This window comes from Micromonospora sp. R311 (assembly GCF_056780015.1).
In genome coordinates this window covers 1-25,710 of sequence record NZ_JBSWCE010000045.1, presented here as the reverse complement: position 1 = coordinate 25,710, position 25,710 = coordinate 1, and the positions used below count along the sequence as shown (strand labels likewise).

Sequence of the window (25,710 nt, the reverse complement as noted above, 5' to 3'; positions counted from 1 at the left end):
TTATCGCTGCTTGCCGAGGGTCAGCGCGGTGATCTCGGTGCCGAAGTGCTGCCGCAGGGCGGCGGTGACCGCCTCCCGGTCCCCTTCCGGGGCGCGGCCGGCGAGGTTCGCCACCGCCGCGGGCAGGCCGAGGGTCTTGCGGACGCGGGCGAATCCGAGCAGCTCGCGCAGCTGCGGCGCCCACGACACCCGCCCCGCCGCCAGGTCCGCGTTAAGGGCGACGGCCGCCTGGACGGCGGGGGCGGGGACGCCGAGGTGGCGGGCGAGGTCCCAGTCGGTGGTGACCTCGATGTGCACGTCGAACCGCGACGCGAGGGCCTCGGTGAGGATGGCGCCGTGGACGCCGGGGTTGTGGCCGGCGATGACGTAGAACCCGTCGACGGCGTCGACGCGTTCGTTGCGGTAGCCGGGGATGGTGATCACGCGGCGGCCGTCCATGGCCGGGTAGAGCACGGCGAGGACCTTCGGCGCGATGAGGGTGGCGTCGTCGACCAGCAGCGCCCGCCCGTCGCGCATCGCGGTGACCAGGGGTCCGTAGACGAACTCGAACCCGCCGTCCGGGAGGGGGATGAAGTTGCCGAGGAAGTCCTCGACGACGGTGTCGCCGGTGCCGGCGACGGTGAGCAGGTCGGGGAACGCGGCCTCGACGAGGGCGGTCTTGCCGGTGCCGGGCGGGCCGTAGAGCAGCACCGGGATGCGCTTGTCGCGCAGCCGGCGCAGCACGTCCACGTCGGTGGCCCCGGCGAGCTTGCGCGGGAAGTACAGGTCGCCGTTGGGCCGGGTCACCGGCTGCCGCCGGGTGGACCGCCCGCCGTTGCCGGACGCGCGGGGGGCGGATGGTGGCATGGCGCCGGCTGCGTCGATGCCCGCCTGGGTGATCTGGAAGCGGTGCGGGCCGGTGTGGTGGGTGGCGTAGCCGGCGGCGGCCATCTTCCTCAACGCGTCGAACACCGCGCCGGTGGAGGGGGCGGAGATGGCGGTGGTGATCTCGCCGACCTTGAGCACCTGGTCGGGGTGGGCGGCGAGGTGGGCGGCGACCAGGCGGTAGAGGTAGCCGGGCCGTCGCCCGCCACCCGCTTCGGCGGGTTCGGTGCGGGTGGGCGGGGTTGCAGCGTCCATGCGGGGTCTCCTGTCGTCAGGGATGGGGCCCGCGCACCCGTCTCCGGGCACGCGGGCAGACGTGGTGCGGTGTCCGCGCGGCGGAGACGGCGGTGCCGGGCGCGGCCCTGTGGCAGGGGCGGCCAGCGACCTCCGTGAGGTTGGTGCAGCAAGCAAGGCCGGCAGGGGCTGCCGGTCGGGTGTCGCCGTCACCGGCCGGTGGGCGACGACAAGGAACGCACCCGACCCCGGATCGATCAAGTCGTTGCGGGGTTCGGCGCTATCGGCGGCGCAGGGTGATGTCGTAGCGGGGGCGGCGGGAGATATGCACGGTCAGGCCGAACACGCTCCCGTCGGACAGTTCCACCCACACACCGCGGTCGAGGGTCATGACTCCGGCGTCGCGGTAGACGCGGGCGGAGGTGATGGTGACCGGGGTGCCGTCGTCGTGAACGAGATGGGGTAGATCGGCGTCGTCGCAGAGCTGGTCCAGATCAGCGGTGGTGAGCAGGTGCGTCACGAGGACCTGCAGGATCTCCTCGTGGCCGTATCCGCCGAGGTCGGCGTCGCCGTTGTCGAGCATGGCAGTGGGGTCCTTTCGGAGTCGAGGGTTGGTGTCGGACGGGAGTTACACCTCGGGTGCGGGCCGGGCAGGCGGGTCGGGGATGTGCCCGGCGATGCGGTCGCAGTCGTAGGGGTGCACCGCGGTCCAGGTCCAGGCGCGGCCCATCACGACGTACCGGCCGTGCGCGTCGGGGGTAATCCGTTCGATGACATCCGGGTCGTCGTGCACCCGGGTCTCGTCGACGACGATGACGTCGCCGACGAAGCACAGGCGGGCCATCGATTCGTCAACCATCCGCTCCAGGCGCTCGCCGGTGATGCCGTCGGCGGCGAGGTGCTGCCGGTAGCGGTCGCGGGCGTCGGACTGGTCGACGACGATCGCCTCCGCCACCTCGCGGGTGCAGGTGAACACCGCCCACCCGTTCCAGGTGTCGACCAGGGTGCCGGCGAACCCGACCGGGATGCGCAGCTCCCCGTCCGGGTTGGGCGTCCACGCCCAGTCCCCGCCGAACACACCCGGCCCGCCCAGGCGCACCTGATCGGGGTGCACGTGGCTGAGGTCCCGGTCGTCGCCGTCGGGGTGCAGGATCATTCGGCACTGCCGGGCCGCCTCGGCTTGCGCGGCGTCGTCGTACCCGTCGCACCACGCCCACCGCGACTGGTCACACTGCCGCGCGGTCAGCTCCTCCCACCTTGGGGCATCGGGCGGGGCATGCTCGGCGTACCGGTCGGAGTCCTCGGCCAGGACGTACCGGTCGGCGGCGGGGAGCCCGTCGAGGACCGGCGGGTCGACCTCCTCGACGCCGGCCAAGACCTGCCGCGCCATCGCAGCGACGTCGCCGGCGGCTCGGCCGCCGAGGACGTGCTGCGCCCACCACCGTGCCGCCTCCTGCCCAGCGGTGGCGCCAGCGGAGCGCAGGGCGTCGAGCACCCGCTCCCAGTCAGTGGCGCCGATCGGGGCGGGGATACGGCGGACGCGGTCACCGGCGTCGAAGAGCATCGCCAGTTGGGAACCGCTGTCCCAGTCGATGTGGAGGATGCGCTGATCGCGGTCGTAGCGGCGCACCGTGCCCTCGTCGCCAGGGCGCAGGAGGGTGTGCGGGTCGGCGGTGTGTTCCAGGGCGACGCGGTCGCCGGGCTGGTAGGTCACCGGCTGGTCCCTTCGTTCGGGGTGGGCAGCAGCCACCACGACCAGTCGGGCACGTCGACGTCGGGCAGCAGGCCGTCGGCGTCGCGGCGCAGCCGGTGCGGCCCCCGCCCGTGCGGCCAGACCAGGTCGAACTCGGTCCTCACCTGCCGCAGCCACGGCTCACGCCGCCCGGCCTCCCCCGGCGTGGGGGCGGTGGCGGCGCAGACCGCATGGGCGGTGGCGTGCAGGACCGTCGCCACGTTGGGGTGGGCCGCGAGGCAGATCCGGGCGTCCAGGCCGGCGCGTGCAACCGGCAGCCACACGGCGTCCCACGCCACGTGGTGGAGCCTGCCCCAGTCGTGGCGCAGCAGCGTGTCGGCCAGGGCGAGGGTGTGCCGTTCGAAGGTGCGCTGCCAGATGCGCCGCAGCAGCCGCGCCATTTGCTCTGGGTCGCCGCTGTTGCGCAGCATCCGGGCGGCATAGGTGCCGCCGGAAGCGGTGGGGCCGATCAGGGTGGAACAGCTCATGGTGCAACCTCCATCAAGGTGTGTGCGGTCCGCCGGCCGGTCGTGGCCGGGCGGGGAGTGTGCTTCTGTGGCGGGATTTGCACCAGTTCTCGGCACCCCGGGTGGCTGACGCCGTCCTTGGTCAGCTGCGCTGCGAGCACCACCGGGCGGGAGCGTCGCGGGCACCCCGGTTGCGGGGTGTGCTGCAGCGCCCGTCATGACGTGGTCCCGAACCGGTACGGGGTCATCGGGTAGTCGCCGAAGTAGGGGTACGGGATCAAGCGGTGGTGGGTGCCGCCGTCGCCGGACTGCTCGTAGCCGTAGTAGCGGGTCATCGACGAATCCGTCCACCGCTCGAACAGCACCACGTGGCCTTGAAGATTCGGTGCCGTGTTGATCAGCAGGTCGCCCGGTCGCAAATCAGCTTTCGTGATGGCCGTTGAACGTGCCGCCAGGCCCGCGGTGTTCAAGCCGGGCCCGCCCAAGCCGAACGCCATCGACACGTAGCCCGAGCAGTCCCTGCGGAAGCCGCGGAACCACGTTCCCGGGTCGCCGCTGGACAGGTACGGCACCGGTCCACCCGACCAGGCCGTCAACCACGACCGTGCCCGTGCCAACACCGCTGCGACACCGACGCAGCCGCCGCCGGCGGCGGCTGCGCGGTCCGCGCACACGCTCACGCACGGGTCGAGATTCACCGCGATAGCTGTGGGATTCTGCGCGGCGACGATGCGGACCAGGGCGCTCGCGTCGTCCTCCCACTGCGCGTAGGCGTCAGGGAAGGCGGAGCGCTGCACCGCCTGCGCGGCATCGGTCAGCGCCATGGCCTGCCAGCCATCGACGGCCAGCAGCGACTGGTAGAACCTGTCGGCGGCGTAGCGGGGGTTCTGCAGCTGCGCGGGCGTGCCCCAGCCTTGGGAGGGGCGCTGCTGGAACAGCCCGACGGAGTCGCGGTCCCCGCCGGACAGGTTGCGCAGCGTCGACTCCTGCATCCCGGTGGCCAAAGCGATGACCCAACCCCGAGGCGGGACCCGCAGCTCGGCGCCGACGGCGACGATCACGGCGGCGTTGGCCATCTGTTCACTGCTCCAGCCACCCGCGCCGCCGGCAGCCGGGGACGCGGTGACCGCGGCAAGCGGCGGCTCCCAGCTGGGGCCGACCGCGCCGAGACAGGCAGCCGAGGCGGTGCCGCCACCGGTGAACAGGGCACCGATCCCGCCGGCGCACAGCACCAGCACGGCAATCACCCCGGCGCTGATCGCCGCGAGGGCGCGGGCGCTCACCGCGACGCTCCCACCGCCGGTCGCGGACCACAGCGCTGCGGTGGGCGGCGGTCCGCGGTGGGCGGGGGCAGGCAGCCGGTGAGCTGGTAACGGGAGACGCGGCTGCCGTCGCCAGTGTGCACGGCGATCGTGGCGGTGTCCGCCTCGATGAGGTAGATCCACTCGGCGTCGAGGTGCCCGGCGTGGCACAGCGGGAACACGGTCACCGGTTCCGGCGCGTCCACCGTGCCGCCGGTGGTGGAGGCCAGCCTCATGCCGACGCCCGGCACCGGCTGCTGCCCGGCGAACCCGGAGCCGGCGGCGGCGGTGACCTCCGGGTCGAGGTACTCCCAGTCGCAGGCGAGGATCGCGGTGATCAGCGCTCGCGTGTCGTAGTGGGCGTGGCCGGCCCAGATCGCGGCCAGGGTGGGCAGGACGACGCCCGGGTGGCCGTCGAAGAGCACGAAACGGGCGTGCACGAGGTGCGGACTGTCGGGGTCGGTGGCGCCGATGTAGCTGTGGGTGCTCACGGGACAGGCTCCTTCAGCGAGAGGCGATGATTCGGACCCGCGCGTGCGTGTACGCAGGCGCGAGCTGACGGCGGGACGCCCCGCGCGGGGCGGATCACGCGCGATTGGCGCGTGGCCGGGGGCTGCGGATGGCGACGCGCGTGCAGCTGTGGCAATGCCGCCCCATTCGGCGCTTGCCGCGCCTGTGCTCGGGGGGTGGAAGCTCGTGGGTCCGGCTGCCGCGGCTGCTCGTCACGGCTGTTCGTGCGCGGGGTGGGGCGGCCAAGGGGCGGGCTTGGCGCGCCAGCCGAAGATCGGGTCGGTGGTCTCGACCGACCCGCAGCGGGTGCAGCGGGTGTAGGTGTCCTCGCCGTACCCGGCCATGGACGGCACCTCGTCGAAGGCGATCTCGTCGACCGCCCCGCAGATCCGGCAGCGGATGGACGCGCCGTCGGGCCCGCACACGCCGAAGATCGGCTCGTCAGGGTCGGCGTGTGGCGGCACCTGCGGGCCGGATGCCATGCCTGCGTGCATGCTCGTGTGGATGTAGCGGGCGGTGGCGGCCAGCAGCGCGGCCAGCCCAGGGTGGGTGGCGGGGATGTCGCCCGGGTCGGGGGTGTCGTCGCCGCGCAGGAGCGGGTGGTCCTCGCCGCGCAGGCGGGTGAACTGGTAGACGCGTCCGTCGATGTCGACGGCGTCGACGCGGCGGGCCTGCCGGAGCCGGCCGTCGGTGTCGAGGATGTCGTCGTAGCAGGTCGCCCAGGCCAGCAGCCGAGCGTCGGGCGCGGTGGCCCGGATCAGCCGGATGATGGTGTGCAGGGTGGCCTGGTAGGGCGTGGGCGCATCCGGGTTGTCGAGGCCGGCGGCGAGGCGGTGCAGCAGCGCGGGCAGCCCGGCGGGATCGGTGAGCAGGTCGTCGCGGTGCAGCGGGAACTCCAGGCTGCGCATCTCGCGCATCGGCGCCGGCCCGGCGGTGTCCAGGGGCCGGTCGTGGATGAGCAGCAGCGTCGCGGGCTGGCCCCAGCCCAGCATTTCGGCGTCGGCGTCGGCGGCCAGGAGGCAACCGGTGAGGGTGTGGACGGCGTTGAAGGACAACACAGGGGTCTCCTTTGGCAGGGTGGGAAAGGGGAAGGACCCCGCAGCCAGCGGCTGCGGGGTCCTTCTGTGTGCGAGGAGTCGTGGAGGCGGGTCAGCGGTGGTGGCGGTCGCGGCTGCGGCGCGGGGCGGGCGCGCTGTGGGGGCGGTAGTCGCACACGCCGATGCCGGAGCGCTTCGCGTAGTACATGGCGGCGTCGGCCTCGGCGAGCAGTTGCCGGGGGCTGGCGTGCGGGTCGTGGGTGTGGGTGTAGCCGACCGAGGCGGCCACGCGGACGTCGCCGTTGATCACGCGGATCGGGGCGGCGCCGATGACCTGCCACGCGGCGTGGGCCGCGGCCGCGGTGTCGTCAGGGTCGCCGGACACGAGCAGGGTGAACTCGTCGCCGGAGAGCCGGGCCGCGACCTGGATGGGGGTGGGCAGGCTGGCCAGGAGCCGGCCGACCTGGTCGAGCAGGACGTTGCCGCTGTCGTGGCCCAGGGTGTCGTTGACGGTCTTGAACCGGTCGAGGTCGAGCAGCACCACCCCGACCGGCGCGTTGTCGGCGAGGGCGGCGCGCAGGCGGGTGAGGAACAGCCGCCGGTTGGGCAGGCCGGTGATCTCGTCGTGGGTGGCCTCGTAGCGGGCCACGTGCAGGGCTTGCTGCTGCCGCCAGAGCAGCGCTCCGGCGAGGGCGAGGCCGGCGAGGATCCCGCCGACGGCGATAGCGATCGTGTGCAGGATGGGAGACACTCGGGAACGCTCCTTGGATAGAAGGAGCACCGGGGGTGGGCGTGAGGCGCTAACTTCGACGCCCATCCCCGGGCTACCTGACGGACGGGCTACTGGCCGCCGGTGGCGGGGGCGAGTTGGAAGGTGGCCGGGCGGTCCACGGCCTGCACCGCCTTGCCGGTCGCGACGAGCTTGATCGCGGCGTTGGCGACCGCCCCGGGACTGGCCTTGGCCGCGCCGGTGCCGGCGTTCGCGGCGTCGATGAGCTTGCACAGCTCACCGGTCTTGTAGGCCCGGTCGGGGTGGGCTTCCAGGAGGTCCAGGACCGCCCCGCGCAGCGACCCGCCGACCCGGCGCGCCGTGGCCGGGGGGCTGCCGTCCGGCGGTGCGTCCGCCGTCTCGGCGTCGGGTCGCCCATCCGCAGGCGTCGGCTCCCCTGGCGCGTCCTGGTCCTGGTCTGCGTCGGCGGCGGGGATGGAGGTGGCAACCGCTGCCGTGTCTACTTTGCTGTTCGGCTCGATGGGCTCGGCCGGCTCAGGGGCGGCCAGTACGTGCGGATCGGGATGCGGCTGCGGGGACGGGCTGCCGCCGGCCGGTTGTGGGGTGTCGGCTGCGGTGGCGGGCGGGGACGCGTCGTCGGTCGTGCTCTGGTCCTCGGTGGCCGCAACGTCGGCGGTCGGCTCGGGCACCTCGGCCGCCGTGGGTTGCGGGATGTTGGTGGTGGCGGTGGCGGCGCGGCCGGCGTCGGTGAGCCGCCACAGGCTGCGGCCGTCGCCGGTGCGGAATCGCTCGGCCTGCCCGGATCCTTCCCAGGCGCGCAGCTTCGGGGTGGTGGTGGAGTAGCCGAGTCCGGCGTGCTCGGCGACCGCGGCGGCGGTGGCCTCGCCGAGTTCCGCCAGCGCCCCGAGGACCTTGAACGCGCCGTGCGCGGGCACGGGTTCCTCGTGCGTGTCGGTCATGCTGGTGTCCTTCCGTCGTAGGGATTGGTGCGGATCGAAGTCCATGCACTGATCCACCCTTCGACAGCGGCGGTGATCAAGTGCACGGACCGCATCTCGGGACGGGCAAGGGACGCCGTCCCTACCGCGTCGGAAAATCCCCTGTGGGTCAGAGGCGGCCTGCGTATTGGCAGGTCCGCACCCTGGGGTCGGGCCCTTTGTTTCTGCTGCGCCCGGTTGCCGCCTTGCCGTCGCCGGCTGGGGTGCGGCTAGAACGGGGGCTCGGCGTCGGCAGGAGGCGTCTGCCGGGGCGGCCGGGGCGGCCGGCGGGAAGCGCCGATCTCGCGGGCGCGCGCGGCGAGGGCGGTCAGGCCCAGCCGCTGGGGGAAGAGGGAAAGGGCGGCCTGTTGCTGGCCGGGCTCGGGTGCACGCCCCAGCCCAGGGCGCCCGGCGGCCCACGGCGCCCTCCACAGGTGAGTGGAGCTGCCGTGGGGTGGGTCAGACAGGCCACTGCTGGCGGGCGCCCGCTCGCGTAGCGGCAGCCGGTGAGCGGTCGGAGGCGGTGTCGGCGCGCGGGGGGCCCCATACCGGATCGGCCGGCGCGTCCGGTTGGAGTGCCGCGTTGCGGCCCCCGGTGGTCGGCTGCGTCGATCAGGCGCGCGCCGTGGTGAGCAGGCGGCGCAGGCAGGCCGGGATGACGGTGGCCCGCACCCGTGCCGGCGGGTCGTCCAGCACGAGCGTCGTGGTGGTGTCGACGCCCCGGTACCGCAGGATCTGGTAGTGGCGACCGTCGATGTCGCAGGCGGTGAGCGCCCGCACCGGGATTCCCTCGTCGTCGGCGGGCAGTCCGTGGACGGCGGCATCGCGACGGCCGGCGTCGCTGGTATCCAAGCCCTCGCCGAGGAAGGCCATCCCGAGCAGCCGCCGCTGCCCCGTGTGCGCCCACTGGGTTAGCAGCGGCGCCGCGTCGGGGGCGGTGAGGTGGGTGGTGAGGGTCTTCAGGCCGACCCAGTAGGGCAGTCGCATGCCGGGGACGGTCTGCGCGTGCAGCCACCAGAACGCCGGATCGACGCTGAGTGCGTCGATGTCGATGCGGGGCTGGTGGCGGTGGGTGGTGGCGTCGAACAGGCCGAGCAGGGCCGGCAGGGCGTCCCAGCCTCGGGTGTCGGCGTCGTGTTCGACGGCGGTGAGCGCCGCGCGGATGGCGGCGGCGCGGTGTCGTGACCTCATCAGGTGGATGCCTCCTACTGCGTGAGGGGTGCGCATGGCGGGGCCTGCGCGTGTCTGGGCGTGGACGCGCACCGGCCGGGCGGCGCGCCTGGTTGTCCCCCGGGGTACAGGGATCAGGGCGCGCCGTCCGGGCGGCTTGTTGTGCGGTTAGAGGGCGACCGCGAGCAGCCGCTGGTCCGGCTCGACGGTGTCGAGGTAGCGCAGGGCCTGCTCCAGGTAGGTCACTCGGTGGGCGAGGGCGTCACTGGCCGGGGCCAGCTTGCGGCCGTCGGCGGTGAGCAGAGCGTCACCGGCGATGGCGCTGGTGGCGTGGTAGTGCTGGTAGGCCATCTGGCCTGCCTGGTACATCTCCAGCTCGCCCGGGTTGGGCTGGCCGGTGCCGGGCGTCGCCGCGGCGTGCATCCGCATCGCGTTGACGCGCGGCTGCGCGTGGAAGTCCGCCGAGGCGGCCTCGAACGGGTACTTCTGCGGGTCGGTGAGGTGGCGGCTCTCGAACACGGGCCACGGGGTGGCCGGGCGGGTGCCGTGCACGACCTGCTGCCAGATCTGGTAGCGGATCCCGGCGCCGACGCCAGCGGCGTGGCGCATGCCCTGCAGGTCCAGCAGCCTGACCGGTCCGCCCGCGCACGGCGCGGGGCGGCCCTTGCGCAGGCCTATCATCTGCTGGCGCTGCCACAGCCGCAGCTGCGGAACAGCCCAGAACAGGGGCGTGAGGGTGCCGGCGACCCCGAACTGCGTGTGCAGCTGGTGCGCGGTGAACGCCTCGGCGGGCAGCTCGTCGGGCAGGCAGACGATCATCGTGGCGATGGTCGGCGCCGGCGTGACGGTCCTCGGTACGACGGTGGTGGCCTGGGCAGGGGCCGGTCGGCGCGCGGGCGCCTTGGTGGCCTGCACGGGGGCGGGTCGGGTGGGAATGGCGGGCACGCGGCTGCCGTGACGGGTCAGCGGGGTGCCGTTGAGAGCGGACATGCGCAGGTCCTCCTTGTCGAGTGCGTGTAGGCAGGCGGGATTGACCGGCCCACCGGGTGCATGGGTCGGGTCAGGGCGGAAGGGAAGAAGCGGTGCGGTGGTGCGGGTGGTTGGTGCGACCTCGAGGGCCGTCGCGCGGAGCGCGTGCCGACCGGCCGGAGCGGGTGGGCGTCGCGTACCGCTGGGTGCGGCGGGGTGTCCCTGAGGTGGAACCGAACCGGGGTGGAGCGATATGTGGGGTGTGGTGTTGCCGAAACGGTAGCGACGCTGTCTGTCACCGCCTGCCGCGCGCGTCGTGGGCGCAAACCCGCCGCTGAGCAGCACTGTCAGACGCTTTCGCCCTCAGCGCGGGCTGGTGAGGCGGACCGCCTGTCAGAACCGGTAGGTCTGACAGGCGACCTGGTCGCCTGTCAGAAGGCGGGGCGCTCACCGGGCCGGGCGCTGGGGCGGCGGGGCCGTGACCTGCGCTGTCAGACAGCGATGGCGGCTGGCAGGCCCGTTGGGGTTAGTCGCTTACGTCGGGGTGGGTGAAGCGGTGCGGGTTGGTGGCGGGATTGTCGGGTCCGTGGTCGCTGGGCAGCTCGTGCAGCCAGCGGCGCAGGCCCGGGTCGGTGGTCAGCGTCCAGGCCGGGCCGGCGGGGTGCTCGTCGTGGACGCCGGTGGCCACCGGCATGGCGGTGGGCACGCCTACCAGGGCGCGCAGGAGGTTCGCCTCCCGGCGGCGGCTGCGCACCCGCAGCAGGACGGGGTAGCGGGGGCCGAACTCGGCGAGGCGTTCGTAGGCGCGCAGCTTGCGCAGCACCCTGCCCAGGTTCTCGGTGTTGTTGTCGTGTTCGAGGAAGAACCCGACGCTGCGCTCGCCGACGGTCCAGACGCCGTGGGCATCGGGGCGGATGTCGGCGGCGGCGTAGGCGGCGGTGGCGTGCTGCTCGGACCACCACCGCGCCAGCTGCGCGTTCGGGTCGGTGCGGGTGTAGGCGTGCAGGTCGACGAAGAGCTGGTTGACGCCGAGCAGGTGGCGCAGCTTGTGGCTGCCGACGATGCGTTCGGTGCGCTCGATGCTGCTGCGCGGCGCCCGCGCCGACGGCCGGTCCGGGTCGGTGTAGGCGGTCGGGTGCAGCACGGCGCCGAGAGGGCCGAGGGCGTAGAGGTACTGACCGGTGCCGGTGGTGATGTCCACGAAGCGGCTGACCGCGCCGATGGAGTGCAGCGCCGCGAGGCGCAACAGGGCCGCCCGCCGGGACGGGAACAGCGCCTGGGCAATTTGGTCGGTGGACAGCAGGTAGTGCTCAGAGAGCCAGCCGAGCATCTGACGGTCGCGCAGGGTCAGACGACGCAGGAGTTGCAGGCGGCCCTGGCGGGACGGGCGGCTCGACGACGCGGAGCGGCCGGGCGAGGAAGGCTCGGAGGAGTGGGGGTGAGGGGGGTCAGGACACTGCGGGTCGGGTTCGGCGGACATGCGGGTTCCCTTCAGGGAGGAAGGAGGATCCCCTCTGTGGGAGGGGTGTCTGGAATTGGTGGAGGCCGTGGCCGTGGCTGGTCACGGCGGGTGTGCAGCACTGACAGGCCCACCCGAGCCGTTCTGTCAGCGGCACAGAGTTGACGGTGGTGAAGGGGTGGTGATGCGCTGACCGAAGGGGCATCCCGGCCTCGATCCGGCCGTCTTGACAGACACCGAAGCGCTGATCCCGCAGGGCTTTTGAGCCCGGTCAGGAGACGCCTCTGCCGCCCTTGGCCCTTGCGCCTTTGTCGTCGCGGGGCTGGGACCACCGGTCGACGAGAGCGTCGATGGCGCTGGTGTTCTGCGCCTCGACGGTCCGTGCGACGGTCTCCCGGATCGCGGTGGCCTCACCCACGACCGGCTGCGGCGGACGGGTGCGCAGCGTGAACGCCGGTGTCTGCCGGCCGTCGACGACGAGGCGGGTCGCGGCGGTGTAGGCGTCGAGATGGGTCAGGTCGTGCTCGTCCAGCTCGGGCAGCGTGTGCCTTGCGAGGACGCGGGCGTCCTCGGGCGCGCACGAGAAGTAGATCTTGTTGCGGGCGTTCGCAGACGCCGCGGCGAGGAGGTCCTTGGGGAACTGCGCGAGGTCCTGATGCGACAAAACCAGCGACAGCCGGTACTTGCGGGCTTCGGCGAGCATCGTGTCCAGGCTGTTGGCGAGGGTGAGGAAGTTCTGCGCCTCGTCGATGATCAGCGTGGCGTCCCGGCGCTTGTCGGGGGCGATCTTCGCGCGGGCGGTGGCGGCCTGCCACACCTGCGCCAAGATCAGGGAGCCGAGGAGCTTGCTGGTGTCCTCCCCGAGCTGGCCCTTCGGGATCCGGACGAGCAGGGCGCCACCGTCGAGGACCTTGCCCATGTCGAAGCTGGATTTCGGGTAGCGCATGGTGCGCTTGACGAAGTCGCGGAGCAGGAACGCCCGAAGCCTTGCCAGGACGGGGCCGATGACCTGCGAGCGCAGAGCGGGGTTGAGCTCGTCGTACCACTGCCAGAAGCCACTGAGGCCGGCCGGATCGTCGAGGTCGACGGTCATCGCCGACCGGAACTGGGCGCTGTTGAGCAGCGGCGGGATGTGCTGCAGGGTGACGTTGGCGTGCCGGAGCAGGGTCAGGCACGCCACCCGCATGACGTCGTCCATCCGGGGTCCCCACGCCTTGGCGAAGATGTTCCCGAAGATCGACACGAGGTTGTCCACGACCAGGTCGGGGTCGTCGCCGGACAGCGGGTTGATCGTCGGCGGGTTGGGCTGGTCGGGGTCGAACAGCACCACCCGGTCCGCGACCGATGCGGGGAGCCGGTCGAGGATGTCCAGGACCATGTCACCGTGCGGGTCGATGACGACGGTGCCGCGGCCGGCTTTGATGTCGTCGACGGCCATGTTCACCAACAGCGTCGTCTTCCCGCTGCCGGTGGATCCGACGACATGCAGGTGGTAGCGGGCGTCCGGGACGGCCAAGGCGACGCCGTGGCCGCCGACCTGCGCGTCGCCGATCATCTTCGTGCCGCGCCCGCCGGTAGGCACGGCGACCGGGGTGGGCATGGACTTCGCCCGCGCCCGGTCCAGGCCCGGCACGGCCAGGTCTCGGGGCAGGGCGGCGAGGGCGGCCAGTTCGGGGGTGGAGGTGAGGAACCCGGCGCCGAGGCGCCGCTGGGCGAGGACTGCGGCGGGGTGGGGCATGCGAGTGCGGTGGGTGAGGCGGTTGCGGCCGGAGTACACCGCGAAGGAGGAGGCGACCGTGTCGGCGATGCCCCGCAGCCGGGGCCGCTGGTCGGTGCTCGCGCGCCGGCTGTCCTTGCCGACGGCGTAGCGCACGGCGGTCTCCCACAGCGGGTGGGCGGTCTTGTCGAGGATGGCCCGCACGTCGCGTTCCACTCCTGGGTCCCGCCGCTGGCTTGCGGCAGGGCTGGACCGGGGGCGGGTGGAGGATCCGGTCTGGAAGACCTCGATGAGCCAGAGCAGGGGTGCGGCCGGGTTGATGGTGGGGATGGCGGTCTTGCCGTCGCGCAGCCGGGCGGCGGCTCGTCGTGCGCGCAGGGCGCGGCGGGGTGCGGCGGGGCGGGCCAGGATCTGCACGCCCGCGTACTCGTCGGCCTTGAGTTGGGAGCCGGCGGACATCAGCGCCCGCAGCGGGTCGTTGTCGTGGTCGGTTTGCAGCGGCAGCCATTCGGCGGCGGTGGGCAGCAGGTGCCCACCGACCGCCGCCGGCACGTCGACGGGCATCGGTGGTGGGGTCGTGTCGTCGGTGGTGCAGGCGGCCCCCGGCCATGCGGCACGGACGGCAGCCTCGACGGCACCGGGCGGCACGGTGCCGGGCACCCACACGGAGATGAGCAGCCGCCGCCCGGTCCAGGTGTACTGCCACACCACGTGGGGGCTGCCGTAGAGCCACCGTCTGCGTCGGGATGGGGTGAGGGTGCCGGTGAGGTTGGCCCACAACGCTGCCGCGCTGTGTGGGTCGACCTCTGGTGGCGGGGCGATCGTGACGAGGCGGGCGCCGTCGGCGTGCCGGCGGTGCCGCCACAGGGCGAGCAGGTTGCGCCCGGCGACGACGGCGGCCAGAACGGCGGCGGCCACGGCAAGCAGCCACGGCCGCTGTCCGGCCCAGGCGGCGGCGTCGAGGAGCCAGCGGGTCGGCCCGGTAGGGGGCACGACAAAGCCGGCGCCCGGCCCTGATGGGCTAGGCGCCGGCGTGGGCGGGAGGACAGCCGTGATAGCGGAGGCGGACGGGGTCACAAGTCGTCTCCCTCGTCCAGGTCGGCCAGTTCGCTCGGGCGTGTTGCCGGAACTACCAAGAGTTGATCGCGGCCGATGCTCTTGGTGAGGTGCGTAGTCGCTGGCCAGACCTTCGATCTCGTCTTGCTTGCTGGCTGCACGGGCGCTTGACCGAAGGTCAGGAATTCTGACCTGTCACCTTTTTTCATGACTTCCTACCAATCTCTCGGATCGTTAAAGGGGTGTGGTGCTGGCTGTCGTGCGCTCGTTGGGTTCGCCGCGTCAGCTCGGGTCGGCTGAGGATGAGGCGGATTACGAGCAGGAGTTGGTGGACCAGTACCTGCTGGCGTGCGTGGGCGCGGGGATCTGTGACAGCACCGTCATCGGCGATCGGTCGGCGTTGTTCGAGTTCATCCGCTACCTGGGCCGGCCGGTCTGGACCGCGAAGCCAGCTGACGCGGACCGGTTCCTCGCCTCGCAACGCCGGGCAGGCCGTGCGGCCCTGACCGTGCAGAAGAAGGACCGCATCCTCGACGAAGCCCACGCCACCAGCGGTGACCTACGGATGCTCTGCGAACTGTTCGGCCTGTCCGCCGCCGGGGCTATGCGCTACATCGAGACCGTCAACAGCCCCGACCCGGCGGCACCTACCGGATCTGACCTCGGCACCCGCTGCCTGGGGGTGTTGGTGTACACGTCCTGAGCTGACGTATAAAGATCCGCAGGTTGACGGAGGCAACGTCGGCTGCCTTTGGGGCTGTCATCACCGGGGCGCCCGCGTCGTCCGGTCACGTCCTGTCACCGTAGGACGGACGGATGCGCGCGGGTCGCGGCAAATCCGTGCACCGGATCTTCGGGGCAGAGACGGGCTGCGTTGAGCTCTGGCGTACCGCGTAGCCGCATTCGAAGGGCTCGTGATCATCTGCTTCTGTCGCGCTTGTGACCGAGAAGGTGTGCGAGTTGTTCGGTCGCGGACGCCCCTTCTGGGCTACTGGCGGGGGCGTCGTACATGACGCCGCGTAATCGGTCCGGAATGATGCCGGCGGCGTAACTGAGGCAGCTCTCGGCTACGCCGTCGGGGGCGTCGCTCGGTTGCCCGGTGGCCACGGCCAAATCCCACCCATGCGTGACGGTTTCGACCGTGAAACCTCGTACGGCGTCCAACGCGGTACACGGTCCCCAGGGCGCCTTGACCTGGTCGGCTGCGGCCAGCGGTGCCCAGGCTCGGCGGAGGGAACGTGTCAGGGCAACATACGTCGGGGCCACCTCGCCGTCCGGCACCTCCGTGATGACGTGGGGGATGTCGTGCATCGGACGGCCTTGGGCGGTGGCGAGTCCGCGGCGCGCGGTGCCGATGAGGTGCCCGAGCAGGGTCCGTACGTCGAAGTTTTCGCAGGGCGTACGAGCATCGAGCTGACGGGGAGGGGTTGCTGTCATCAGCAGAGCCACCCAGCCGAGAGAATCGAAGTAGTCGTGTCGTTGCCCGGCGAAGGTCACGCCACGACGATAGGGCAGATCATCGATTCATGTTCTCCCGGAACGCCGCGGGCGGGGAAGCCGAACGGCGGCGCCAACGCTGGCTGACTTGTTACGAACCGTGACGGGTACGCCGACGGCCGGCGCGCACGGACGGCGGCAGATGCGGATGCCGGCAGCGGAGGCCTGCGCTGGCTCCCGTCACACTGGGCCCGCACTCTGGCACCTCGGACGATCAGGTGGCTGGGCAAGGCGAACGGCTATTTCCATGTGCGACGGGCACCCCAACCTGCGTAGGAAAGGAGGCATGGCCAACGAGGTGACCGTTCCGCTGCTGCCCTGCGCCTCCATCGACGACATGGTCAATTTCTACGAGGTTCTCGGTTTCCGTACGACTTACCGGCAGCGCAAGCCCAACCCGTACGTGGCATTGCAGCGTGAAGACCTGCATCTTCACTTCTTCGAGATCGCCGGCTTCGACCCGGAGCAGTCCTACGGCTCCTGCCTAGTCCTCACCTCGGACATCGAAGGACTGCACCGGGCGTTCGCCGTAGGCATGCGCGCCACGTACGGGAAAGTTCTGGTGTCCGGAACGCCGCGCATGACCCGGCCTCGAGCGCGGAAGAACTCTGACGGGGTGAGCGGGTTCAGCGTCATCGACCCCGGCGGCAACTGGATCCGCGTCGTCCACCAGGCCGCCGCCCCTGAACCCACGCCAGCGGGGCGCCTGGCCAAGGCTCTGGCCAACGCTGTCGTGCAGGCCGATTCCCGGGGCGATGTCCGGCAGGCCGTCCGGATCCTCGACAGCGCACTGGCCCGCCCCCAGGCCGGGGACGATCCGGTCGCACAGTTAGAGGTCCTCGTGTACCGCGCCGAACTCGCGATGGTGCTGCACGACCCTGATACCGCAACCGAGATGCTGGCCCGTGTCGAACGCGTCGTGCTGAACGCGGATGAATCAGAACGGGCGGCCTCTGCGTTCCAGAACGCCGCCGAACTCGCAGCGGCGCACAGGTGATTCGGCAACGCAGGCGAGTTTCCCTATCTCGGCGCGACCGAGGCGCTCGGCCCTACGACGCCTCGTCACGCTTCGTGACGCCCGGTCGGCGGCATGAGCGTGCACCGCCGGATAAGTCGTCGCCGAGTAGGCGGTGCCGCCAGACAATGCTGAGGTGGATGTTCCTGAGCTGCTAGATCGAGCGGTCACGATGGTGCCGGCCAACGCCACCAACGAGGCCGGAGCGACAGCCGCCGACGTGGCGGAGTATCTCAAACACAACGAGTGGGACGTCGCCCTTGATCTCCTCGCCGACCTCGATGACTGGCCTGCCGGTGCGGAGTGGTGGGACCTGCTGATTGAGGCTGCGGAGCTGATGTGGCTCGCCGACACGGCCACATGGTGCCGATGGCGGCGATGGGAGAGCATCCACGGAATCATCCGCGCCCAGCTGACGCTCGTGCCGGTCGCTGATGGAGGCCGACGAATCCCCATACCTGGTAAGGGCGTGTTGCGGCCGGTGTGGCACATCGGCCAGCACATGCCCGAGGGGCACCCCAACCTTCGTGTCGCGCGAATCTGGGTCGAGTACGCCCCGGAACTGGCACCCGGAGCGACCGGACCGATCCGTCTGGCACCCCTGAGCCCCGACGCGTGGCGTAATCTCCGACCGGACCAGACGATCACCATGCACGAAGGTCTGTCCATACAAGGAACTGCCATCATCGCCGAGATCTCGACACCGCGCTCATAGGGCGGCGGTTGGCGGTCGCCGCACGACGCTCGGCGTTGCCGACTGACACTCACTCGGAAGCCCCGGCGTCGCCGGTCACGCACGGCCACGAGCGGATGGCGGCCTTGAGCGGAAGTTAGATAAGGAGACCGGCTCGGATGGAGCGGCATAGCTGCTCAAGCAGTGGGGCGGGTCGCCCAGTCGAGCACGTCTTCGGGTGAGGCATCGCAGCCGAGGTCGGCTTGCCGCACTGCGGTGACCTGGTAAATCCTCCACTCGCCGCCAGCGGCCCTGAGGACATGTCCCGTGAAGGGACACTCGCGGGAAACAAGCATGGCGATCCCTGGGGCCACCGACGCGGGGGTAAGTTCCTGCGGTTGCACGGTTCGACGGAAGATGCGGGTGGCGGCCACTGGGCAGATGGCGTTCACCAGGATCCCGTGTGACCGGCCTTCGCCGGCGAGGGCGTTCATAAGACCGAACTGTGACGCCTTGCTGACGCTATATGCGGCGACGTCAGCGCCGTCGATGGTCCGTAATCCGTAGTCCGATGTGGTCAGCACGATTCTGCCGTAGCGCTGGGTCCGCATCAGCGGCCACACCGCCCAGCAGAGCCACCATGCCGCGCCGGCGTTGATCGCCATGGTCGTGTCGTACTCGTCCGCAGTCGCTTCGCTGATGCCGTGGTAACGAACGATGCCCGCACTGTGGACCAGTGCGTCGATGCGTCCGTGCTTGGTCAGGACCTCAGCGATCAGTTCCTCGCAGCCGCGGCGCGTCGCGAGGTTCTGCACGTGCACGGAGGCGCGCCCCCCGGCGTCGGTTATCTCACCGGCCACAGCATGGGCGGGAGCCGGATCATTGCCGCTGCCGTCGCGGTCAACTCCTGCATCGTGCACGGCAACGTGCGCGCCTCTGGCCGCCAGCAACCGAGCGTAAGACTCGCCCAGGCCACGTCCCGCTCCGGTAACGACGACCACTTGTCCTGCAAGGTCAATCACGCACCCAGCATGCCAGGACCACCAAGCGCCCGGATGCCCCGACGATCGGAACGAGACAGCATCCGCTCATCGGCACGTCCGGACGCCGACGACCGGCGCCGACATCACCGTCGGTGACGAGCGCTTCGCGGCAATAGAGTAAGGGCGCTCAGCTTACTCGCCCGCCTCTACAGCGGGAACCGCTGCGTTTCGCCCCTCCGTCCGATCGTCAGCGGGTGCGGACCACTCGACGGTGACAGCGAAGTTCGCCTCGCCGGCCGTGCGTGCGACGATCACGCCAGCCTCTGCAGTCAGTTTGATGCCGAACTCGACGGCGACCTTGTTCGGGGGCTTCGCCATGCCTCGGACGCTGTCGAGGACCGCCTCGGCCGCCGGTCGGACCCGGGCGAGGGCCTGCTGCAGCGTTTCGCCGGCATCACGGACGAGCTCGCCGGGTCGACCGACCCGCTCGATACCGGCCCGCTCGTCGGAAACCTCGATCAGGACCGAACCGCCTCCGTCAACCGGCATTGCCACGACGTGCGCCATCCGCAACTCCTCTGGTTGTTGGTGTCCCAAGAGAGCTTACGGATCACCCACAGGGCGGTTCGCTGGCGCCATCGTGCCGTTCGATGGCTTGCCGTTCGGCCTCTGTGTACGGTCGGTCGTTGAGGGCGCACAAACTCTCCATCCACTTGTCGGGATCCAACGGCCAGGAATGCGTCCGCCCACCACCCCACGCCGTCAGCCGATTTCCGGTGAGGGACCAGCTGGTGTCTGGGGGGCCATGAACAAGGGCTGCCAAGTTATCGATGGGCATGGTTAGGGTCGCCAGCGATTTCCCGCTCTTGTCATCCCACAGTTGGACGCTCGGCTTGACGAGCGTGAAGACGGTGAGTAGCCGTCCCTCGGGGGTGAACCCAAGTACGTTGTCCGTGTAGCCGACCGGGATCGGCGCCCCTTCAACTTGCCGCTCGTCGATATTCCAAATCTTGATCAGCCCATTCTCGGCCTTGATGGCCAGGCGGGAGCCCGACAGGTCGAAGACCAGCGAGCCCTGTGCCGAGACCGCATCTGCCGCTACGGTCGCGATGGGGCGCCGCTGGTTGATGCTCCAGATCTCCACGTCGCCGTTGGGCTCCACGACGGCAACCTCCCCGCGGTGGCCGGGCCTAGGTAGCGGTGCCATGACGGCAAGCAGGGCCGATCGTTGCTGACCTGCGTGGTCCGCTCGCAGCGGCAGTGGGGAGTCGGCCAGATCGCCGGTGCTGACGTCCCACCGGGTGAGGACGCCGGCGTGCAACACGATGATCCGCCCGTCATCGTCCACCGCCACGGAACTCGCCCAAGACGAGATGTCGGGCTCGTCCGGCGGCTTGCCGAGCTCGGGCTGTACGGGCAGGGACATACGGCGTTCGACCGCTAGCCCGGGAATGCTGTAGCTGACCAGTTCGTCGCCTTGGACCACCAGGAATCGCTTGCTGTCGCGGGAAAACCCGCACCACAGACCCCGGAAGGTCACCGTCGTGGCGCTGGGCGCCGGGGAGCCATGGGTGCTGTCTACTGTTCCTCCCGTCTTCCTGTCCAGCAGGTCGAGCTGGCCGGTCTCGCCGTTCACCGCGACCACCCAGCGGTCGTCGGGACTGGACAGGGTCACCGATCCCAGCGGCCGTGCACCGGGCGGCTGCGTTGGTGTGGGGCCGGTCGGCTCCGTGGCCGCCGGCAGCGGCCTCGCTGCCAGCTGATACCCCTGCGTACCGACCCCGGTGATAGCAACCAGTCGGTCGCCCGAGCCGCGGTACAGGGCGATGGCGGGATTGAACAGCGGGTCGAAGTCGATGGGCGGAGTGGTGAATTGGTAGCTGCGGCCGGTGCGAAGGTCGGTAACGCTCACTGCGGTGTTCGAGTCACCGGACGCGTGCGAGGTAGCGGAGACAGCGTAGGGCGGGCCGTCGCGCAAAACGAACGCCCCGGTGCATGACGGCACCGCAGTCGTTCGTAGTAGCGCGAAGGTCGCCACGTCGATGAGATGCAACCGTTCGTCGTCGCAGTAGGTGATGAGTGCACCGTCGCCTGCGGGCCTCGTGACCGCCGAATCCGGGACGGAGAGGGACCCGAGCAGCCGCCCGCTGTCGAGCTGGTAGAGGCGCGCGGGTCCCGAACCGGTGAGTAGGAGGGTGTCCGGCCGGTGGCCGAACGAGACTGAGAAGGTCGACTCGACCGAAAGCTTCGGGCTCACCGCCCGAACGGGGCGCCCGTCTCTAACCTCCCAGACCCGGATGGTCGACTCTGCCGACGCTCCCGCTCGGGACCAGACGAGCACCCGGCTGTCATCGGGAGAGAACGAGATCGAGTCGAACCGGGAGTTGGTCGTCAGATCCTCCCGGCTCGTGTCCGGCGCGAGCTCCACCGGGCCGGTGCGGCGCGCGAGGTCCCAAAGCAGGATTCCGCCGAGGGCGCTGATGTACCCCAGGTACCGGCCGGACGGGCTAAGGGCGAAGCTGCCGCCGACCTGAGCGGCACCAGCCGTTGGCAGTCGCCATCGTTCGGGGGCCTCGCCGGTCATGCCCGTCCAGACGGCGGGAAGCCCCGACTTGCTCACGAACACTACGACCGACCCGTCCGGGCTGGTGAGGATCTGCTTGAGATCTCCCTCCCACGCGTCCTGATACACCTTGTCCACTGACTGCAGTGCGGCGTACCAAGTGAAGAGGGCACCCCAGGCCTCCGCCGACTGGTCGTGGTGCCACGCGGCTTGGGCCAGCTGCAAGGATGCCCGCGGATCGCTGTCGCGTAACCGGTCGGCCTCGTCGGCCAGCGACCGGGAGACGGCGGTGCGCAGGCGTGCTTCGGCCTGGGCCGTCTGGCGGGCGGCGATCACCGCCAGAGCGGTGGCGGCCACGGCGAGAACCGAGATGGCGGCCACCACCGATCGGAGGATCCGCACGCGGCGTCGTTCGTTGGCCCGACTGGCCCGGATGAAGGCGCGTTCGGCCGGTCCAATGTCCTCCGGGTGCTCCCGCGCCCACCGGTCCGCGGTGGTCAACGCGGCGCCACGCAGCAGGCCGCTGGTGTCCCGGCCATCGGCGTCCCAGCCGGCGAGGCTGGTCCGTAACCCCTCCTGCCAGCTGCGGAAATCGCGCTCCTGCGTCAGCCACTCCCTCAGCTGCGGCCAGTGTCGGATCAGCTCCTGATGGGCAAGGTCGGCAACCTCGGAACCGTCCGTGGCCTTGCTGACCACGACAAGCCGGCTGGCCACGAGCCGACCGAGGACAGGACGGAGATAGTCGCCCAGATCGGTGAGCCGCACCGGCCGTCGCAGAAAGCTCCCGTCCTTCTCGGGCCGGGCTAGCTGGATGAGAAGGCGACGGGCGGATGGTCGCGCCGGCTCGGGCAGCCTGTCGTACACCTCCTCGGCGTACCTGGCCAACGCGCCGGACACCCCGCCCAGATCCTCGTACGCCCGGTGGGTCAGGGTCCCGGCGCTGCGCTGCTGCCAGAGCTGCGTCAGCGTAAACTCAAGCAAGGGAAGTTGCCCAGGCTCGCTGCCGGTATCCTCGATGATCCGGTTCACCAGCCCCGGCTCGAAATCGACGTCGGCGGCGCTGACCGCGGCCTGCAACTGAGATCGACTCATCGCGGGCACGAGCACTATCCCCAGGGCGGCGGCCAGCGCCGTCTCCTCGGTGATGAGGGTGTCCAGCGCACCCGATCGCATGGTCAGCACGACGTGCAGCCGTGGGGTGCCGTCCGCCCGGCGCGGAGCAGCGCGGGTCAGATCGTGCAGCAGCAGCCACAGCCGATGTGCGTCCTGGGTCGCCAGCTCCTCGAACTGGTCGCCAAAGATCAGCAGACCTCCGTCGCCGGCCCGTTCGACCATCTGCCCGGCGAGCCAAGGCACGGTCCGGGCCGGCGACGCATCGAGCCGGTCAGCGAGGGCCTCGGCTTCGTCGTGCCGCGCGACCTCGCCCCGGTCCGGATCAAGGACGCCGATGACCGCGTTGGCGAGCAGTGAAGTGGATCGAGCACCCGGCAGCGGGCGGAATGTGGCGACCAGCATGCCCTGCCGGCGCAGCCGAGGAGTCAGCCCCGCATGCACCAGGCTGGACTTTCCGCTGCCCGATGGACCGGCCAGGGCCACCAGCGGAAAGCGCGCGACCTGGGCCACGCAGCGTTCGGTAAGCGACTCCCGGCCGCGGAAGTAAGTCGAGTGCTCTTCGAGAAACGGATCGAGGCCCCGGTAGGGGCAGGTCTCGGCCGCATCCGGCACGGCGATCTCCGGATGGGCCTCGACCAGGGTCCGCACGGGTATCAGGTACGCGGTGGTGTTGCCCCGCTCTGCCGCCACCACCATGCCGATGACCCTGCCCACCGAGGGGTTCCAGACCGGAGAGCCGCTGAACCCCGGGCCGATCCCACGTTGTTGCGGCGGGGACTCGATTTGTAGCCAGCCAGCACCCTGACGGGCCCGGAGCTTGGCCTCGACCCACACCCCGTACTCGTCCTTGAGATCCGCCGGAAAGCCGAACACCCGCGCACTATCCCCCCATGCCATGTCCATAAGAGTCAGGCGGGCGGGTCGGGCAGCGGCTGGCGGCGAGCGATCCAGCCGCAGCAGGGCGGTGTCGCCACTGCCATCGACCCGTGCCGGTCGCCAACCGACCACCACGGCTCGGTACGCCGCCATCGAGGCCCCATCACCGGTCAACGGAAACTCGACCGTGACCGCCTCAGCCGGCGAAACAGAGTCGTAGGGATCACCGCCCAGCGCCGCGCTGACGACATGGGCACAGGTGAGAACGAGATCAGCAGTGACGAGAAAGGCTGTACCAACCACCTGCCCGGAGCGTCCACGTACGCGCCCCAGCGCGGCAGCTGGTGACGTGCTTTCCCCCATGGCCCTCCCCTTGCCGCTCGTCAGCCAGGCATCGATGGTAAGGCATAGCTGCAAGGCGACAGGGCACGATCATTTCAAGATCATTATTTGGGTTCGAAGATTGCGAAGGGCCTGGTCATGTGACTAGCCCACTGGATGGCTTCGGCAATATCGGGGCATCCGGCCAGAGGTCGCGCTCCGCATCCTGGCGGGCGGAAGGGTGTCGTCCGCGTACTCGCCGATGCTCACGGCATGGACCGGGCAGTCGTACCATCCCATGTTTGGGAAGTCGGCATCAGTCCAGGTCGAAATGGACAGTCTTGACGCGGGGTGCGGCAAGGTGATCGTCGGGTTTGTATCCGTGACGGGCGCTGTCATTGGCAGATCCGCTCGTTGTGGTCGCTACGTTCCCGAGGCCATGTAGGCGGCGAGGATGTAGTTGGGGTGCCGGTCGAGGGTCTTGCGGGCGCGGTCGTAGCGCATGGTCGTCCGCGGATCGGCGTGACGGGCGGCGATCTGCACGTCGCGCAGGCTCACACCGGCGTCGAGCATGGTGGTGACGAAGGTGTGCCGCAGCATGCGCGGGTGCATCCTCGGCATCCGGATCCCGGCGGCGGCAGCCAGGTGCTTGAGCCGGCGGTCGCCGCATGCCGGTCCATCCGCGCCCCGATGGCGTTGCGCAGAATCGGACCATCGAGGCGCCCGTCCACCGCACGGTCCACGGCCCTGGCCACCGCGGGCGGGAGCGGGACGAGGACGACTTTGCCGCCCTTGCCGCGGACGCGAAGGACGCGGTGGCCGTGTTCCTCGCCGAGGTCGCCGATGTTGGCGCCGCAGGCTTCGAAGATCCGCAGCCCAAGGAGTCCGAGCATGGCGATCAGCGCGAAGTCGTTCGGGTTGGCCGACTTCCGTGCGGTGGTGATCAGGGCTTCGAGCTGTAGGTGGCCCAGCCCGAGGGTGGGTGATTCGGGTGGCACGACCGGTCGACGGACGTAGTCGGCCGGTGAGTGCGGCAGGATGTGGTCGATGACGCAGACGCGGTAGAAGCCGACCACCACCGACAGGCGGCGGGAGACGGTCGAGGGCTGAAAGCGGCGTACGTCCTGGAGCCAGCGCACGTACCGCTCGATGTCCATGCGAGCAACCGACAGCGGCTCCAGGTCCTGGTCGGTGCACCAGGTCAGAAAGACGCGCAGGTCGGACTCGGTGTGCAGCCGCGAGTCACCGCGGTACCGACCGAGATAGGCAGAAACCGCCGCACGAAGAACAACACGATCAGGAGAGACGACACCGGGACCGGAAGCGGGAGAGGTAGTCATACCTCACGGTGCGTCACCAGTCACAGTCAGCGCCAACACCCTCCGCGCGGCAGATGCGTGCGTTGGCGTGAGCTGCCGACTCGTCGAACGGCGCCGGATCACCTGCGAAGGGACGCAAGAGCCGCGTCGATGGCGTCGAGCAGTTCTTCTTGGCGCTCGGGTTGGTCGGCACGGTCTACGTCGACACCGCACTCCAATTGCCGTGCACGGAGCAGATCCTTGTGGGGGTACTGCGAGATGTACACGGGGAAGGCGAAGGGGTCGAGGTCTCGTTCAAGGAGCACGTCGACCGGGTCGCGCCCGTCGTAGCCGATATGCAACCACGTGTCGTACGGTGAGCGGTCGTACACGTTTGCCGTGAACCCCTTGGTCCATTCCGCGAACAGCGCGGCCAGGCTGGGGGCGGCGCGAACCGGATTCCAGTCGTCGGCGTCGATTTGGTAGCGCCAGATCTCCCCCTCATTGTCGCCGGTGAGCACGAACGTAAAAACGAGGTGGTCGATGAAGAACAGTGGTATCTGATGCCGCCAGTGGAAGGGGATCCCGACCGCGAAGGACAGGTAGCCAAACAGGTCATCGGCGTTGTTCCACATCAGCGGAAACGCGCCGTCGGGCAGAACCCGTCCATACGGCAAGCCCTGGGTACTGAGCCAGATCGGTTGTTCGGCGATGCGGACCACGTCGAAGACCCGGCAAAGCACATCGACGGGCAGCCCGTCGATCCGGTCGTCCTCATCGAGCCAGGGGACACCGGCGGCAGTCGCCGCCGCTCGATAGCCCTTCACTGCACTGCGCAGCACGCGCATGTCGTCGAGCATGACGAACCTTCCCTTGGTCGAGGCGAGGCACAGACTAGCCCCGCCGCCGAAACGACGCGGAGTCGATGAAGGGTTGCGGGGACTTCGCTGAAGTCGAGCAACCTCGGCGCGCGGGTTGGCAACTCGAGTTCCCGTGGGCGGTCGTACTCAACTCGGCACGACCGGGTGTCTGACTCACCGCGCTTCCTCACGGAACGTAGTCGCTCGCTCGGCGGCATTTGCGGATGCCGTGAAACGCTGCGCCTCAGCCTCCGGAATCAGCGCGCTGTTAGCGAAAATGCCGCTCGC

At 70.4% G+C, this 25,710-nt stretch carries 23 protein-coding genes; 3 read left to right on the top strand and 20 right to left on the bottom strand.

Going from position 1 to position 25,710, the window contains the following annotated elements; all coding sequences use genetic code 11:
* The 13 genes from AC1WTP_RS29690 to AC1WTP_RS29630 form a co-directional block, all read right to left on the bottom strand.
* Positions 1–1,119 carry an AAA family ATPase gene (locus tag AC1WTP_RS29690; RefSeq protein WP_481652550.1) on the bottom strand — a complete coding sequence of 373 codons (1,119 nt, stop codon included), beginning with the start codon at positions 1,117–1,119 and terminating at the stop codon, positions 1–3.
* Between the two features lie 259 nt (positions 1,120–1,378).
* Positions 1,379–1,681: a hypothetical protein gene (locus AC1WTP_RS29685; RefSeq protein ID WP_481652549.1), complete on the bottom strand. Its 303-nt coding sequence runs from the start codon at positions 1,679–1,681 to the stop codon at positions 1,379–1,381.
* Positions 1,682–1,726: 45 nt separating this feature from the next.
* A complete protein-coding gene (locus AC1WTP_RS29680; protein WP_481652548.1) occupies positions 1,727–2,812 on the bottom strand; it encodes a DUF4314 domain-containing protein in 1,086 nt (361 codons plus the stop codon).
* Complete coding sequence (locus AC1WTP_RS29675) at positions 2,809–3,318, bottom strand: hypothetical protein (protein ID WP_481652547.1); 510 nt, start codon at positions 3,316–3,318, stop codon at positions 2,809–2,811. Before AC1WTP_RS29675 ends, AC1WTP_RS29680 begins: the two co-directional genes overlap by 4 nt.
* A gap of 194 nt (positions 3,319–3,512) precedes the next feature.
* Positions 3,513–4,580 carry an NlpC/P60 family protein gene (locus AC1WTP_RS29670; RefSeq protein WP_481652546.1) on the bottom strand — a complete coding sequence of 356 codons (1,068 nt, stop codon included), beginning with the start codon at positions 4,578–4,580 and terminating at the stop codon, positions 3,513–3,515.
* Positions 4,577–5,089 (bottom strand): hypothetical protein, encoded by a 513-nt coding sequence (locus AC1WTP_RS29665; RefSeq protein ID WP_481652545.1) that lies wholly within the window; start codon positions 5,087–5,089, stop codon positions 4,577–4,579. Before AC1WTP_RS29665 ends, AC1WTP_RS29670 begins: the two co-directional genes overlap by 4 nt.
* Positions 5,090–5,320: 231 nt before the next feature.
* Positions 5,321–6,166: a hypothetical protein gene (locus AC1WTP_RS29660; protein WP_481652544.1), complete on the bottom strand. Its 846-nt coding sequence runs from the start codon at positions 6,164–6,166 to the stop codon at positions 5,321–5,323.
* 91 nt (positions 6,167–6,257) lie between these two features.
* Positions 6,258–6,896 (bottom strand): diguanylate cyclase domain-containing protein, encoded by a 639-nt coding sequence (locus tag AC1WTP_RS29655; protein ID WP_481652543.1) that lies wholly within the window; start codon positions 6,894–6,896, stop codon positions 6,258–6,260.
* An 89-nt stretch (positions 6,897–6,985) separates the two neighbouring features.
* Positions 6,986–7,834 carry a MarR family transcriptional regulator gene (locus tag AC1WTP_RS29650; protein ID WP_481652542.1) on the bottom strand — a complete coding sequence of 283 codons (849 nt, stop codon included), beginning with the start codon at positions 7,832–7,834 and terminating at the stop codon, positions 6,986–6,988.
* A 630-nt stretch (positions 7,835–8,464) separates the two neighbouring features.
* Positions 8,465–9,043 (bottom strand): hypothetical protein, encoded by a 579-nt coding sequence (locus AC1WTP_RS29645; RefSeq protein ID WP_481652541.1) that lies wholly within the window; start codon positions 9,041–9,043, stop codon positions 8,465–8,467.
* A gap of 147 nt (positions 9,044–9,190) precedes the next feature.
* A complete protein-coding gene (locus AC1WTP_RS29640) occupies positions 9,191–10,012 on the bottom strand; it encodes a hypothetical protein (RefSeq protein WP_481652540.1) in 822 nt (273 codons plus the stop codon).
* Between the two features lie 505 nt (positions 10,013–10,517).
* The gene (locus tag AC1WTP_RS29635) at positions 10,518–11,321 is read right to left on the bottom strand and encodes a replication-relaxation family protein (protein ID WP_481652539.1); all 804 of its coding nucleotides are present in this window, start codon (positions 11,319–11,321) and stop codon (positions 10,518–10,520) included.
* A 400-nt stretch (positions 11,322–11,721) separates the two neighbouring features.
* Positions 11,722–14,160, bottom strand: a complete 2,439-nt coding sequence (locus tag AC1WTP_RS29630) for a type IV secretory system conjugative DNA transfer family protein (protein WP_481652538.1) — start codon at positions 14,158–14,160, stop codon at positions 11,722–11,724.
* A 310-nt stretch (positions 14,161–14,470) separates the two neighbouring features.
* On the opposite strand from AC1WTP_RS29630, the gene AC1WTP_RS29625 reads away from it, so the two are divergent.
* Positions 14,471–14,926 carry a hypothetical protein gene (locus tag AC1WTP_RS29625; RefSeq protein ID WP_481652537.1) on the top strand — a complete coding sequence of 152 codons (456 nt, stop codon included), beginning with the start codon at positions 14,471–14,473 and terminating at the stop codon, positions 14,924–14,926.
* Positions 14,927–15,141: 215 nt separating this feature from the next.
* Here AC1WTP_RS29625 and AC1WTP_RS29620 read toward each other — a convergent pair whose 3' ends face one another.
* Complete coding sequence (locus AC1WTP_RS29620; protein WP_481652536.1) at positions 15,142–15,720, bottom strand: TIGR03086 family metal-binding protein; 579 nt, start codon at positions 15,718–15,720, stop codon at positions 15,142–15,144.
* Positions 15,721–16,006: 286 nt separating this feature from the next.
* On the opposite strand from AC1WTP_RS29620, the gene AC1WTP_RS29615 reads away from it, so the two are divergent.
* Positions 16,007–16,717, top strand: coding sequence for a VOC family protein (locus AC1WTP_RS29615; RefSeq protein WP_481652535.1), 711 nt, complete (start codon positions 16,007–16,009; stop codon positions 16,715–16,717).
* 154 nt (positions 16,718–16,871) lie between these two features.
* On the top strand, positions 16,872–17,450 hold the full coding sequence (locus tag AC1WTP_RS29610; RefSeq protein ID WP_481652534.1) for a hypothetical protein: 579 nt from the start codon (positions 16,872–16,874) through the stop codon (positions 17,448–17,450).
* A gap of 155 nt (positions 17,451–17,605) precedes the next feature.
* On the opposite strand, the gene AC1WTP_RS29605 is transcribed toward AC1WTP_RS29610, so the two are convergent.
* From AC1WTP_RS29605 to AC1WTP_RS29580, 6 genes are all read right to left on the bottom strand, one after another.
* Complete coding sequence (locus AC1WTP_RS29605; RefSeq protein ID WP_481652533.1) at positions 17,606–18,430, bottom strand: SDR family NAD(P)-dependent oxidoreductase; 825 nt, start codon at positions 18,428–18,430, stop codon at positions 17,606–17,608.
* A gap of 153 nt (positions 18,431–18,583) precedes the next feature.
* Complete coding sequence (locus AC1WTP_RS29600) at positions 18,584–18,958, bottom strand: CU044_2847 family protein (RefSeq protein WP_481652532.1); 375 nt, start codon at positions 18,956–18,958, stop codon at positions 18,584–18,586.
* A 43-nt stretch (positions 18,959–19,001) separates the two neighbouring features.
* The gene (locus tag AC1WTP_RS29595) at positions 19,002–23,306 is read right to left on the bottom strand and encodes an nSTAND1 domain-containing NTPase (protein ID WP_481652531.1); all 4,305 of its coding nucleotides are present in this window, start codon (positions 23,304–23,306) and stop codon (positions 19,002–19,004) included.
* 381 nt (positions 23,307–23,687) lie between these two features.
* Entirely contained in the window at positions 23,688–23,864 is a 177-nt protein-coding gene (locus AC1WTP_RS29590) for a tyrosine-type recombinase/integrase (RefSeq protein ID WP_481652530.1), read from the bottom strand.
* The gene (locus AC1WTP_RS29585; RefSeq protein WP_481652529.1) at positions 23,819–24,604 is read right to left on the bottom strand and encodes a tyrosine-type recombinase/integrase; all 786 of its coding nucleotides are present in this window, start codon (positions 24,602–24,604) and stop codon (positions 23,819–23,821) included. The genes AC1WTP_RS29590 and AC1WTP_RS29585 overlap by 46 nt, the downstream gene beginning before the upstream one ends.
* Positions 24,605–24,702: 98 nt before the next feature.
* Positions 24,703–25,422: a hypothetical protein gene (locus AC1WTP_RS29580; RefSeq protein ID WP_481652528.1), complete on the bottom strand. Its 720-nt coding sequence runs from the start codon at positions 25,420–25,422 to the stop codon at positions 24,703–24,705.
* Positions 25,423–25,710 lie beyond the last annotated feature (288 nt).

Coding starts and splice junctions, on each gene's coding strand:
- AC1WTP_RS29580 (WP_481652528.1), bottom strand. CDS start 25,422: ATGCTCGACGACATGCGCGTGCTGCGCAGTGCAGTGAAGGGCTATCGA.
- AC1WTP_RS29585 (WP_481652529.1), bottom strand. CDS start 24,604: ATGACTACCTCTCCCGCTTCCGGTCCCGGTGTCGTCTCTCCTGATCGT.
- AC1WTP_RS29595 (WP_481652531.1), bottom strand. CDS start 23,306: ATGGGGGAAAGCACGTCACCAGCTGCCGCGCTGGGGCGCGTACGTGGA.
- AC1WTP_RS29685 (WP_481652549.1), bottom strand. CDS start 1,681: ATGCTCGACAACGGCGACGCCGACCTCGGCGGATACGGCCACGAGGAG.
- AC1WTP_RS29650 (WP_481652542.1), bottom strand. CDS start 7,834: ATGACCGACACGCACGAGGAACCCGTGCCCGCGCACGGCGCGTTCAAG.
- AC1WTP_RS29675 (WP_481652547.1), bottom strand. CDS start 3,318: ATGAGCTGTTCCACCCTGATCGGCCCCACCGCTTCCGGCGGCACCTAT.
- AC1WTP_RS29690 (WP_481652550.1), bottom strand. CDS start 1,119: ATGGACGCTGCAACCCCGCCCACCCGCACCGAACCCGCCGAAGCGGGT.
- AC1WTP_RS29590 (WP_481652530.1), bottom strand. CDS start 23,864: ATGCTGCGGCACACCTTCGTCACCACCATGCTCGACGCCGGTGTGAGC.
- AC1WTP_RS29645 (WP_481652541.1), bottom strand. CDS start 9,043: ATGAGGTCACGACACCGCGCCGCCGCCATCCGCGCGGCGCTCACCGCC.
- AC1WTP_RS29600 (WP_481652532.1), bottom strand. CDS start 18,958: ATGGCGCACGTCGTGGCAATGCCGGTTGACGGAGGCGGTTCGGTCCTG.
- AC1WTP_RS29615 (WP_481652535.1), top strand. CDS start 16,007: ATGGCCAACGAGGTGACCGTTCCGCTGCTGCCCTGCGCCTCCATCGAC.
- AC1WTP_RS29640 (WP_481652540.1), bottom strand. CDS start 10,012: ATGTCCGCTCTCAACGGCACCCCGCTGACCCGTCACGGCAGCCGCGTG.
- AC1WTP_RS29635 (WP_481652539.1), bottom strand. CDS start 11,321: ATGCTCGGCTGGCTCTCTGAGCACTACCTGCTGTCCACCGACCAAATT.